General features: G+C 64.7%; 11 protein-coding genes. 3 read left to right on the top strand and 8 right to left on the bottom strand.

All coding sequences use genetic code 11. The features are described from left to right. Window positions 1-87 precede the first annotated feature (87 nt). The 3 genes from P2G67_RS11165 to fdhF all read left to right on the top strand — a co-directional run bounded on the left by P2G67_RS11165 (window position 88) and on the right by fdhF (window position 4,833). Window positions 88-273 carry a DUF3553 domain-containing protein gene (locus P2G67_RS11165; RefSeq protein WP_275823062.1) on the top strand — a complete coding sequence of 62 codons (186 nt, stop codon included), beginning with the start codon at window positions 88-90 and terminating at the stop codon, window positions 271-273. A gap of 85 nt (window positions 274-358) precedes the next feature. Further along, window positions 359-2,065, top strand: coding sequence for an NAD(P)H-dependent oxidoreductase subunit E (locus P2G67_RS11170; protein WP_275823064.1), 1,707 nt, complete (start codon window positions 359-361; stop codon window positions 2,063-2,065). Beyond that, window positions 2,065-4,833 carry a formate dehydrogenase subunit alpha gene (fdhF, locus tag P2G67_RS11175; protein ID WP_275823066.1) on the top strand — a complete coding sequence of 923 codons (2,769 nt, stop codon included), beginning with the start codon at window positions 2,065-2,067 and terminating at the stop codon, window positions 4,831-4,833. Before P2G67_RS11170 ends, fdhF begins: the two co-directional genes overlap by 1 nt. An 84-nt stretch (window positions 4,834-4,917) precedes the next feature. Here fdhF and P2G67_RS11180 read toward each other — a convergent pair whose 3' ends face one another. The 8 genes from P2G67_RS11180 to P2G67_RS11215 all read right to left on the bottom strand — a co-directional run bounded on the left by P2G67_RS11180 (window position 4,918) and on the right by P2G67_RS11215 (window position 12,463). After that, on the bottom strand, window positions 4,918-5,040 hold the full coding sequence (locus P2G67_RS11180; protein ID WP_275823069.1) for a hypothetical protein: 123 nt from the start codon (window positions 5,038-5,040) through the stop codon (window positions 4,918-4,920). Window positions 5,041-5,138: 98 nt separating this feature from the next. Beyond that, window positions 5,139-6,479, bottom strand: a complete 1,341-nt coding sequence (locus tag P2G67_RS11185) for a WD40 domain-containing protein (RefSeq protein ID WP_275823071.1) — start codon at window positions 6,477-6,479, stop codon at window positions 5,139-5,141. A gap of 25 nt (window positions 6,480-6,504) precedes the next feature. Next, window positions 6,505-7,644 (bottom strand): formate dehydrogenase subunit gamma, encoded by a 1,140-nt coding sequence (locus P2G67_RS11190; protein WP_275823073.1) that lies wholly within the window; start codon window positions 7,642-7,644, stop codon window positions 6,505-6,507. Window positions 7,645-7,704: 60 nt separating this feature from the next. Next, entirely contained in the window at window positions 7,705-7,905 is a 201-nt protein-coding gene (locus P2G67_RS11195; RefSeq protein ID WP_275823075.1) for a hypothetical protein, read from the bottom strand. A 119-nt stretch (window positions 7,906-8,024) separates the two neighbouring features. Then, window positions 8,025-8,621 carry a formate dehydrogenase FDH3 subunit beta gene (gene fdh3B, locus P2G67_RS11200; protein WP_275823077.1) on the bottom strand — a complete coding sequence of 199 codons (597 nt, stop codon included), beginning with the start codon at window positions 8,619-8,621 and terminating at the stop codon, window positions 8,025-8,027. A 26-nt stretch (window positions 8,622-8,647) separates the two neighbouring features. Further along, complete coding sequence (locus tag P2G67_RS11205) at window positions 8,648-11,542, bottom strand: formate dehydrogenase subunit alpha (RefSeq protein WP_275823079.1); 2,895 nt, start codon at window positions 11,540-11,542, stop codon at window positions 8,648-8,650. 44 nt (window positions 11,543-11,586) lie between these two features. Then, complete coding sequence (locus P2G67_RS11210; protein WP_275823081.1) at window positions 11,587-11,781, bottom strand: formate dehydrogenase; 195 nt, start codon at window positions 11,779-11,781, stop codon at window positions 11,587-11,589. Between the two features lie 88 nt (window positions 11,782-11,869). Next, complete coding sequence (locus P2G67_RS11215) at window positions 11,870-12,463, bottom strand: TorD/DmsD family molecular chaperone (RefSeq protein WP_275823083.1); 594 nt, start codon at window positions 12,461-12,463, stop codon at window positions 11,870-11,872. Window positions 12,464-12,473: the final 10 nt, after the last annotated feature.

Here is a 12,473-nt window from a genome sequence, read left to right on the forward strand (position 1 = left end):
TTTGCAAACGTCGTTCTTGATCTTGGTGCACCCCAAGGCGTCTTTGTAGACTCCTCCATGGCGCTGACAAGCTAGAATATGTGTAGAATGACCGACGGGATCGACTATGTACCGGGACAGTTCGTCCGCCACCCGCAGCAGCCAGACTGGGGCCTGGGGCAGGTGCAGTCGGCCGTCGGCACGCGGGTCACGGTGAACTTTGAGCATGCCGGCAAACTTCTGATCGACACCGCCACCGTCACCTTGGAGATCGTCGAGCCGCCGGCCAGTTGAAGCGCGCGCTATTTCGCGCAGCCCTGGCGATCGACAGAAGATGCCCCCACACACCAAAGACAACAGAGAAAGCAGGTTAACAGAGATGCCCGATGGAACGCTCACACCCCCGTCCTCTCCCCAGCGTGGCGGGCGCGGTCGACGCGGCGGCATCTACGCCCCCAAGGGCCGCGGCGTCGAGCCCGAGGCCCTGGAGGACGTGCGCAGGCTTCTGGGCACGCGGGAGCGGCGGGCCGACCTGCTGATCGAGCATTTGCATTTGATCCAGGATCACTACGGCCACCTCTCGGCGCGCCATATGGCAGCCCTGGCAGAGGAGATGAGCCTGCCGTTGGCCGCAGTCTACGAGACCGCCTCCTTCTATGCGCATTTCGACCTGGTGATGGACGAGGAAGCCCCGCCGCCACCGCTCACCATACGGGTCTGTGATTCGCTGACCTGCGAAATGATGGGTGCGGAAGCCCTGCTGGCGGCGCTTCCGGACAGTCTCGGCCGCGAGGTGCGCGTGGTGCGCGCGCCTTGCATGGGCCGCTGTGAGGTTGCGCCGGTGGCCGAGGTGGGCCATCGCCATACCGGTAAGGCCAGTGTCGAAAGCATCGCCGAACTGGTCGCGACGCATGAAACCCATCCCCGCCTGCCCGACTATCGCCCCCTGGACGCCTACCGGGCCGAAGGCGGCTATGCATTGCTGGCCAAGGTGCTGGACGGCAGCCTGGCGCCAGAGACGGCGATGGAGACGCTGGAAGCCTCCGGCCTGCGCGGTCTGGGTGGCGCCGGCTTCCGCTCAGGCCTCAAGTGGAAGTTCGTGCGCCAGGAGACTGGGCCGCGGCTGATGGCGGTCAATGCCGATGAGGGCGAGCCCGGAACCTTCAAGGACCGCTGGTACCTAGAGCGCGACCCGCACCGCTTCCTGGAAGGCACCCTTATCGCTGCCTCGGTGTCTGGCTGCGAGACCTGCTGGATCTATCTGCGCGACGAGTACCCCGAGCTGCGCGAAGTCCTGCTGCGTGAAATCGCGGCTCTCGAGGAGGCAGGCCTCACTCAGCACTGCCGCCTTGAGCTGCGCCGCGGTGCGGGCGCCTACATCTGCGGCGAAGAATCAGCCATGCTGGAGTCCATCGAGGGCCGGCGCGGCTACCCGCGGCACAAGCCGCCCTACCCCACGCAGAAGGGTCTCTGGGGCCGCCCCACCCTGATCCACAACGTCGAGACGCTCTATTGGGTGCGTGACATCCTGGAGAAGGGCGCCGAGTGGTTTGCAGGTGAAGGCCGCCACGGCCGCAGGGGCCTGCGCTCCTTCTCGGTCTCGGGCCGGGTCAAGGAGCCGGGCGTCAAGCTGGCGCCAGCCGGCATCACCATCCGCGAGCTGATCGAGGAATACTGTGGCGGCATGGCCGAGGGGCACAGCTTCAAGGGCTACCTGCCCGGCGGTGCCTCGGGCGGCATCCTGCCGGCCAGCATGGACACTGTGCCGCTCGACTTCGACACGCTACAGGAGCACGGCTGCTTCATCGGCTCGGCCGCGGTTGTCGTGCTCTCGGACAAGGATGACATCAAGAACGTGGTGCGCAACCTCATGCGCTTCTTCGAGGATGAATCCTGCGGCCAGTGCACGCCCTGTCGTGTTGGCACGGAGAAGGCGGTCAAGCTGCTGGACGCGCCGCAGTGGGACAAGCCGCTGCTCGATGAGCTGTCGAAGGTGATGATGGAGGCCTCGATCTGCGGCCTCGGCCAGGCGGCGCCCAATCCGCTGCTCTGTGCCTTCAAGTACTTCCCCGAGGAGGTTCAGTGATGAGCCAGACCATCCGCTTCACCCTTGACGGCCGCGAAGTCGAAGCCGCTGCCGACGAGACCATCTGGCAGGTGGCCGCGCGCGAGGGCACCGAGATCCCGCACCTCTGCTACAGCCCCGATCCCGGCTACCGCGCCGACGGTAATTGCCGCGCCTGCATGGTGGAGATCGAAGGCGAGCGGGTGCTGGCCGCGTCGTGCATCCGCCAGCCCGCCGAAGGCATGGTGGTCACCACTGCCGGAGAGCGCTCAAAGGCCGCGCGAAAGATGGTTTTCGAACTGTTGCTGGCCGACCAGCCGGAGCGCGAGACCAGCCACGACCCCGAATCCAAGTTCTGGCAGTGGGCCGAGAAGCTGGAGCTGGCCGACAGCCGCTTTCCCGCGGACGAGAGCCCGGTGCCCGACGTCACCCACCCGGCAATGGCGGTCAACCTGGATGCCTGCATCCACTGCGGTCTCTGCGTGCGCGCCTGCCGCGAGGTTCAGGTCAATGACGTGATCGGCATGGCCTATCGTGGCGGCGACGCTAAGGTGATCTTCGACTTCGACGACCCCATGGGCGAGAGCACCTGCGTGGCCTGTGGCGAATGCGTGCAGGCCTGCCCCACCGGCGCCCTCATGGAAAAGTCCCTGCTCGATGAGGCCAACGACAGCCGCACGGTCTGGGCCGACAAGACGGTGGACAGCCTCTGCCCCTTCTGCGGCGTCGGCTGTCAGACCAAGGTCTTCGTCAAGGACGACAAGATCGTGCAGATCGACGGGCGCGACGGTCCGGCGAACGAACAGCGACTTTGCGTCAAGGGCCGCTTCGGCTGGGACTACATCCACAGCCCCGAGCGGCTCACCGTGCCGCTCATCCGCCGTGAGGATGCGCCCAAGCGCTGGGACGACAGGATCGATTCCAGCAATCCCTGGACGCACTTCCGCGAGGCGACTTGGGAGGAAGCGCTGGAGCGCGCCGCGGGCGGGCTCAGGACCATCCTGGAGCGCGACGGAGGACAGGCGCTGGCGGGCTTCGGCTCCGCCAAGGGCTCGAACGAGGAGGCCTATCTTTTCCAGAAGCTGGTGCGCCAGGGCTTCGGCACCAACAATGTCGACCATTGCACCCGACTCTGCCACGCCTCCTCGGTGGCAGCGCTGATGGAGGGCATTGGCTCCGGCGCCGTTTCCGCCCCCTTCACCGCCGCGCTCGAGGCCGACTGCATCATCCTGATCGGCGCGCGCCCGGCGCAAAACCACCCCGTGGCCGCCACCTACTTGAAGCAGGCAGCCAAGGCCGGGGCCAAGCTGGTCATCATGGATCCGCGCCGACAGGGCCTGGCCCGCTATGCCAGCCACATGTTGCAGTTCAAGCCGGGCCAGGACGTTGCCCTGCTCAACGCCATGCTGCACACCATCATCGAGGAAGGCCTCTACGACGAGCAGTACATCCAGGCGCACACCAAGGGCTTTGAGGAGCTCAAGGTCAGCGTGCAGGACTTCCCGCCGGAGAAGATGGCCGAGGTCTGCGGCATCCCGGCGGAGACGATCCGCGAGGTGGCACGGCTTTACGCCCGCTCCCAGCGCTCGATCATCTTCTGGGGCATGGGTGTCAGTCAGCATGTCCACGGCACCGACAACGCCCGCTGCCTGATTTCTCTGGCGCTCACCACGGGCCAGATCGGGCGCCCCGGCACCGGCCTGCACCCCCTGCGCGGGCAGAACAACGTCCAAGGTGCCTCCGACGCCGGGCTCATCCCCATGGTCTTCCCGGACTACAAGTCGGTGGAGGACGAGGGCGTGCGGCAGATGTACGAAGAACTTTGGGGCCGCAGTCTTGATCCCGCCCGCGGCCTGACCGTGGTGGAGATCATCGACGCGGTCAGCAAAGGGCGCATCAAGGGCATGTATGTGCAGGGCGAGAACCCGGCCATGTCCGACCCCGACCAGATCCACGCCCGCAAGGCCCTGGCCAAGCTGGAGCATCTGGTGGTGCAAGACATCTTCCTGACCGAGACCGCCTGGCATGCCGATGTGGTGCTGCCCGCCTCCGCCCATGCGGAGAAGTGGGGCACCTACACCAACACCAACCGCCAGGTGCAGATCGGCCGTCCCGCGGTGCAGCCGCCGGGCCAGGCCCGCCAGGACTGGGAACTGATCCAGGAAATGGCAAATCGCATCGGCCTCAACTGGACCTACAGCCACCCGCGCGACGTCTTTGCCGAGATGGCGCAGGTGATGCCGTCACTGAACAACATCACCTGGGAACGGGTGGAGCGCGAAGAGTCGGTCACCTACCCCGCCGACGCCCCCGACCAGCCGGGCAACGAGATCATCTTCGCCGCCGGCTTCCCCACGGCCGATGGTCGCGGTCGCATCGTGCCGACCGGCCTCGTCCCGCCTGCGGAGCTTCCGGATTCGGACTATCCCCTGGTTCTCACCACCGGGCGCCTGCTGGAGCACTGGCACACCGGCGCCATGACCCGTCGGGCCTCGGTGCTCAACAACCTGGAGCCCGAGCCCATCGCCTGCCTGCATCCCAAGGAACTCGGCGAGCGTGACCTGCGAGCGGGCGATCGGGTGCGGCTCACGACCCGCCGTGGCAGCATCAGCCTGCGCGTGCGCGAAGATCGCGACGTGCCCCCGGGCATGGTTTTCGTGCCCTTCTGCTTCAACGAGGCCGCCGCCAACGTGCTGACCAACCCGCAGCTCGACCCCTTCGGCAAGATTCCGGAATTCAAGTTCGCGGCTGTGCGGCTGGAATCGGAAGAGGCCGTGGCCGCGGAATAAGAAATCCAGGGGAAGCCTCACGCTTCCCCTGGATCCTTTGCCCAAGCCGTGGGTCAGCGCGCAGCAAGGCGCGCGACCTGGCCGCTACAGCCGCACGTTTTCTCCGGCGAAGACATTGGCCGAGGTCAGGCCGAGGCCGTGCAGGCCGTAGTGAGCGCCGACGGCCAGAACAACGGCAACGACAACGGCGGCAACAAAGGCTTTCATGCAGTCTCTCCACTTCACTGACAGCCCGGCACATGCCAGGTCGCCGACTCACGTCTCTAAAGCTTTACGTTAGACCCGATTCACGCATTTATTCCGATCTACTCTTGCGGCCCGGTCACTTCCTCAAGATAGCGCATCAGGGCCGCCAGGTCTTCGTCGCCGCTGATTCTTTGCACCGGCATCTTTGAACCGGGTGTGTAGAGATCGGGGCCCAGGCGAAAGAGATCGGAAATAGTTTCCCCCGTCCAGATGATGTCGGAGCCATCGAGCGCGCTGGAGTAGTTGTAGTCTTCCACGCTGCCGGCCGGGCGCCCGAACACCTTGTAGAGTGTCGGGCCCGCACGACGACCGCTGCCCGGTGTCACGGAATGACAAACGGCGCAGGTGCGAAAGACCTTCTCGCCCCGCGCCAGCTCCGGATCGCCGGAAAGGTCTATCGGAGGCGTTTCCCGCGTGGCCAGAGACACCCCGATCTCTTCGCCACTTTCCAGGTCCCACACCCGTACCACCTCGTCCGAGCCGGCTGAGAAGAGGCGCGCACCGTCGGGGGCGAAAGCGAGCGACCAGACCGGCGCCAGGTGGCCCGGGAGACTGATGAGCTCCTCGCGATGCTCAACGTCCCAAAAGCGGATGCGCCGGTCCAATCCGGCACTGGCGAGGGTCTCACCGTCGGGAGAAAGCGCCAGCGCCAGGATCGCGCCCTCGTGCCGCCCCACTTCGGCGAGCCTGGACCCTGATTCGAGGTCCCAAAGGTGCAGACTTTCGTCCACCCCCGCACTGATGGCCTCCCGACCATCGTTGACGAAGACCAGGGCATTGATGGGAAAACCATTGCCTTCCAGGCCCTGCAGCAGGTCACCGCTCTCAACATCCCAGAGCAGCAGCTTGCCGTCGTAGCCGCCGCTCAGGAGCTGCCTGCCGTCGGGCGAGAAGGCCACGACATTGACGTTGTTCTCGTGCCCTTCGAGCAGATGCAGTGCCTCACCGCTCTCAACATCCCAGAGACGCACACTGTTGTCCCATCCGCCGGAGGCGGCCAGATCTCCATTCGGCGAGAGGGCCAGTGCCGGCACCCGCCCTTCATGGCCGCGCAGGATCCGCTGCGTGTCTTGAGCATTCAGGTCCCAGACCCGCAAGGTGCCGTCGTCGCTGGCCGAAAGCGCACGCCCGCCGGGCAGGAAGGCAACGGCATTAACCGCTGCTTCATGGGCATCCAGCACCGCCAAGGCCTCCTGCCGCTCGGCATCCCAATAGATCACGGTGTAGTCGAAGGAGGCGGTCAGCGCGAAACGCCCATCCTGGGAAAGCGCGACGTCCTTGACGAAGCCGCCATGGCCACGCAGCTCGGCCTGCGCCGATCCGCTCCCCAAAAACCCTAAGGCCAGGAGCGCCGTCGCGGCCAACCGGACTGCGCGCCGGCAGACAGAAGAACGGCGCATGGCCTGTGCCAGCGCCGCCCGGAGCCTATTCTGCAGGTGCAGCGGCCTTGCGCGGTGGCTGCGCTGGCGCCCGACTCTTGCGTTCCTCTTCCTCGGCCCAGAGGTTGTGGTGCTCGCGCGCCCAGTTAAGATCCACCTTGCCGGAACCCATGGCTGCAAAGGCGCCCTCCATACCCAGAGTGCCGATATAGATATGGCCCAGGATGATAGCGATCATAACCACCCCGACCGCCGCATGCCAAATGCTGTTGAGCTGCATCTCCATCATCGGCGAGATGTTCGTCGGAACGTTCAGGCCGAGGCCGGCCAGGAAGCCCAGCGTCTTGCCCCAGAGATCCGTCTGGAAGGGGAACAACAGGGCGATGCCGGAAAGCGAAAGGGAAAGGCCGCCGATGATGACCAGCCAGAAGAGCACCTTCTGGCCGGCATTGAACTTGCGGGCAGGCGGATGGGAATGCTTGCTGAAGAGACCGCCGGCTTTTGCGGCCCACACGAAATCATGGCGGTTCGGGATGTTGTGTTTCACCCAGAGAACGAACATCAGCACAATACCCAGCATAAAAGGGAAGGCTAGGTAGTTGTGGGCATACTTGCCGGCCAGGGTCAGGGTGCCGAAGAACTCCGGACCCACCAACGGCAACAGGAAATAGCGCCCGAACATGAGGTTCAGGCCGGTCAACGCCAGAACGACAAAGGTCGTGGCCGTCAGCCAGTGGGCAAAGCGATCGAGGCCGCTGAACCGCTCGATGGTTCGCCCTGCCGGGCCCGCCTCAATGCGCACGCGCCCGCGCAACAGGAAGAAGAGTGCCAGCAGCCCAAGCATGCCCAGCATGATCCAAGCGCTGTAAAGCTTGAGCGGACCATTGCGCACGGCTCGCCAGTTGTCACCCTCGGACTGGATCATGACGCCTGCCTGTCCGTCGCGCTGAACCACCCTACCCGCGTCGCCCTGGCGGATGGCGCGCCACATATCTGCCGTGGCGTCGCTGCCAAGTGCGCCGCCCGGAACCTCGCCGCCTTGTGGCGAGAAGCCGGGGACATCGCGCCCGCCGGTCTGTGCCGCCGCCGAGCCGGCTTCTATCACGAAGGCCGACAGCAGAATTGCCAAACCGAGACCGACCGTCAGGATCACCTGTCGCCAGGACTGGATACCTTGTCGGGTCATGGAACCTTCCCTTCCCACTTCTTCTTTCCTGGGATCAACCCCGTGGCCAAGCTTAAAGGCTTACAAGCCACGCTGATAGCGCGCCCGATTGCGCAACTCCTGGCGTGCTTCAGGTGACAGTTCTTCGTCAGCCTGCCCCAGGTAGGTTCCCTTTTCATAGAGCAGCACGCGGTCCTGTTCCTCCGGATCGCAGGCGGAGAGAAGGACCCCGGCCACAGCCAACGACACAAGGACGCCGAACGTCCGGAGAGATTGCATCATGCCGTCTCTAAACTCTTTTCAAGAATGCGAGGCCCGCCGAGCTGCGAGCCTCGTTTGAGGCGCAGAGGGCGGCGGAAACGCCGCCGCCCTCTGCTGCCCTCGATCTTAGGGTGGTCGGCTTAGGAACCGGCCTTGCTTTCGTAGGCCGTACCCCATCCCCAGGCGCCGGACCCGAAGCCGCGTCCGACGATGCGTTCGCGGAAGATGCCCGAAACGCTGTCGCCATCACCGGCCAGCAGGGCCTTGGTCGAGCACATCTCCGCGCAGAGCGGGAGCTTGCCCTCGGCCAGGCGGTTACCGCCGTACTTCGAGAACTCGGCCTGGGAGCCATCCTCTTCCGGACCGCCGGCGCAGAAGGTGCACTTGTCCATCTTGCCGCGGCTACCGAAGTTGCCGGCCTGCGGGAACTGCGGTGCCCCAAAGGGACAGGCGTAGAAGCAGTAGCCGCAACCGATGCAGAGGTCCTTCGAGTGCAGCACCACACCGTCATCGGTCTGATAGAAGCAATCGACGGGGCAGACCGCCATGCAAGGCGCGTCCGAGCAATGCATGCAGGCCACGGAGATCGAACGCTCACCCGGCTTGCCGTCATTGATCGTCACCACCCGGCGACGGTTGATCCCCCAGGGGACCTCGTTCTCGTTCTTGCACGCCGTGACGCAGGCGTTGCACTCGATGCAACGCTCGGCGTCACAGAGGAACTTCATGCGTGCCATCTCAGTTCTCCTCTCTCAATCCGGGTTCAAGCACGCTCGATCTGACACAGGGTCGACTTCGTCTCCTGCATCTGCGTGACGACGTCGTAACCATATGTCTGAATGGTGTTCGTGCTTTCACCCAAGACATAGGGATCGGAGCCCTTGGGGTACTTGGACCGCAGGTCCTCGCCCATCCAATGGCCGCCGAAGTGGAAGGGCATGAAGGCCACGCCGTTGCCGACACGCTCGGTCACCAGGGCCTTGACCTTGATCCGCACAGGATTGTCGTCGGAGTTGTCTGGACCATAGACCCAGACGTCATCCCCGTCGCGGATGCCGCGGTTGTTGGCATCGCGCGGGTTGATCTCCACGAACATGTCCTGTTGCAGTTCCGCCAGCCAGGGATTGGAGCGGGTCTCGTCGCCGCCGCCCTCGTATTCGACCAGTCGGCCGGACGTGAGAACGATCGGGAAGTTCTCCGAGAAGTCCTGATCCTGGATCGACTTGAACAGCAACGGCAGGCGCATGCTGGTGCGGTCCTCGTGGGTCGGATAGTCCGCCACGAGATCGCGCCGAGGCGTGTAGAGCGGCTCGCGGTGCAGCGGCACCGGATCCGGGAAGTTCCACACCACCGCCCGGGCCTTGGCGTTGCCGTACGGGGCACAGCCATGCTCGATCGCGACACGCTGGATGCCGCCGGAGTTGTCGATCTTCCAGTTCACCGCATCGATGTCACCACCGGCAGCGGCATGCTCGATCGCGGCCATCTCCTCCTCGGTGAGATCGGAATCCCAGCCCAGGGACTTGAGCATGGCCATGGTGAACTCGGGATAGCCGTCCTCGATCTCCGAGCCCGGATTGTGGCTGCCGTCGGCGAGCAGGTTGACGCCGTCGCGCTCCACACCGAAACGGGCGCGGAAGCCCATGCCACCGTCGGCCACTGCCTGCTCCGCGTTGTAGAGCACCGGCGAACCCGGGTGGTTGAACTCAGGCGTTCCCCAACAAGGCCAGGGCAGACCGTAGTAGTCACCATCGCAGGGACCGCCAAGCGCCCGCAGCGAGGTCTTGTCGAAGGTCTGCTGGTTGGCCATGTGCGCCTTGAGTCGCTCCGGCGACTGACCGGTGTAGCCGATCGTCCACATACCGCGATTGAACTCGCGGGTGATGTCCTCCACGGAAGGTTCTTTGCCCTCGACCGCAATGTTCTTGAACATCTCGTCGGCGAAACCGAACTTCTCCGCGAAGAGATACATGATCTCGTGGTCGACCTTCGACTCGAAGAGCGGATCCATCACCTTCTCGCGCCACTGCAGGGAGCGGTTGGAGGCGGTCACCGACCCCACCGTCTCGAACTGAGTGGTCGCCGGCAGCAGATAGACGCCGTCCGTGCGGTCGTGCATGACCGCGGTCACACTCGGGAAGGGATCGATCACGACCAGCATGTCGAGCTTCGACATGGCGCGCCGCATGTCCGGCATACGGGTCTGGGAGTTCGGGGCGTGACCCCAGAACACCATGGCCCGCAGGTTGTCCGGCTGGTCGATATTCTCCTTTGATTCGAGCGCGAGGTCGAACCAGCGGGACACCGGAACACCCGCCTTTTCCATCAGCTCCTGCGAGCCGAAGCGCGACAGCAAGTAGTCGTAGTCGGTCTCCCAAACCCGAGCCCAGTGCTTCCAGGAACCCGTGGCCAGGCCGTAATAGCCAGGCAGAGTGTCCTGGGTAACGCCGAGATCGGTCGCACCCTGCACGTTGTCGTGGCCGCGGTAGATGTTCGCACCGCCGCCGGGTTTGCCGATGATGCCCAGTGCGAGGCCCATGACGCAGTAGGCGCGCACGTTGGCGTTGCCCGTGGCGTGCTGGGTGGAGCCCATGCACCAGACGATGGAGAAGGGCCGGTTGTTGGCCAGAGTCCGGGCGACACGGTGGAGCTGCGAGCCCGGAACACCGGTTACACGCTCAGTTTCCTCCGGCGTCCATTTCGCCACCTCGGCGCGGATCTGATCCATGCCGTAGACGCGCTGGCGGATATACTCGCGATCCTCCCAGCCGTTCTCGAAGACGTGCCAGAGGATGCCCCAGATCAGCGCCACGTCCGTACCCGGACGGAAGCGAACGTACTCGCTGGCGTGGGCGGCCGTACGCGTGAAGCGCGGGTCGCAGACGATGAAGGGGGCGGAGTTCTCCTCTTTCGCCTTCAGCATATGCTGCATCGCCACCGGATGGGCTTCCGCCGGATTGCCACCAATCTGGAAGATCGCCCGTGCGTTGTGCAGGTCGTTGTAGCTGTTGGTCATCGCGCCATAGCCCCAGGTGTTGGCAACACCTGCGACCGTGGTCGAGTGGCAGATACGCGCCTGATGATCGATGTTGTTCGTGCCCCAGTAGGCTGCGAACTTCCGAATCAGGTAGGACTGCTCGTTATTGTGCTTGGCAGAGCCCAGCCAGTAGACCGAGTCAGGACCGGAGGTCTCACGGATGTCCAGCATCTGATCGCCGATCTCGTTGATCGCCTGATCCCAGGAAATCCGCTCCCACTGGCCGTTGACCAGCTTCACCGGGTGTTTGAGGCGGCGTTCGCCATGCGCATGCTCGCGCACCGCCGCGCCTTTGGCGCAGTGGGAGCCCAGGTTGAAGGGGCTGTCCCAGCCGGGCTCTTGCCCGACCCAGACGCCGTTCTTCACCTCTGCAAGCACCGTGCAGCCCACCGAGCAGTGGGTGCAGACCGACTTGCGGATCTCCGCGGAGCCGTTGGAGGACTGCGCCTCGGCCTTCCGCACGCGGCCCAGCGACATAGCCGAGGCAGCAGCGACACCGCCCGCGGCCAGGCCGGAGCGCTTGAGGAAGGTTCGGCGGTCCACAGCGCCGCCGATCACTCCGGCAAACGCCTTGGACAAACGGGGGCCTGACGCCGCTCCATTCGCCTTTTTGGTAAGCATTGACCTCTCCTGAATTTCTTAAGCCGTTCCAGCCAGCGAGGCGATCAGAACCTGGCGAGCTCGTAATAGCGCTTCACATGCGCGCTTTCCTGGTAGCCCTTCGGCTTGCGTTCCTCAGCGGCTTCGGCCTCGCCTCCGGCAGCCATGGTTACCGCAGCGGCGCCCAGCGCACCGACGCCCAGACCCGCCTTGCGGAAAAAATCTCGCCGCGCTGTCGAGGTCACCTTCTCATCCTTCATCTCACTCACCCCTCCTCCAATGGCGATCCGTTCCGGCCGGGCCTGTACCTAGCTCCCGCCCTCCGGGTCCGGACTCCACGTTTTGGCGCTAGGCCGCCATCTCGAAACCCTGGGCTTCGATCTGCAGGAACAAACTGCCGATCGTGCCGACGGGCATGAAAAAACGGGCCGAGGGCGATGCCTGCAGGTCCTCGAAGAACCGCGGCGCCCAACAGCCGATATGCGTGTCGTAGAAGCGTTGCTGTGTGGCCAGGTCGGCCGGCTCGCCGAAGGAACCGCCGATCAGCCCGGCCATCATCTCACACAGGGAAGCGATGTGGTCCTCGGGCTCGCTGACGTTGTCCTGGCGCGCAATGCCAAGCTCGGCCATCTCCCCGCGCAGTCGCGCCAGGGGCCGGTCATGCAGGAAGCCAGTCAGGTAATAGGAAGCGTAGGGCAGAAGCTCGGCCTGGCCGACACCGACGAAGAGCGTAAAATGCTCCTGCTCGATCTCTTTCGGCTCGCTGCGTCGGGAGACCTGTGCCAGCGTCTGAACCGCCTGGCCCAACTCGGTCTCATCACCTTCCAGCGCAGCCAGAGACACAAGAAAGTCCCGATCCGGCGCACCACTCAAGAGGCGTGCCAGCAACGTGTACCAACCCAAACGAAGGCGGTCTTCTTCAGCCACCTCAACTAAGGGCATGCCCTTCTCT

This window comes from Aquibaculum arenosum, from assembly GCF_029222965.1.
In the GTDB taxonomy this organism is placed as follows: domain Bacteria; phylum Pseudomonadota; class Alphaproteobacteria; order Kiloniellales; family DSM-21159; genus Aquibaculum; species Aquibaculum arenosum.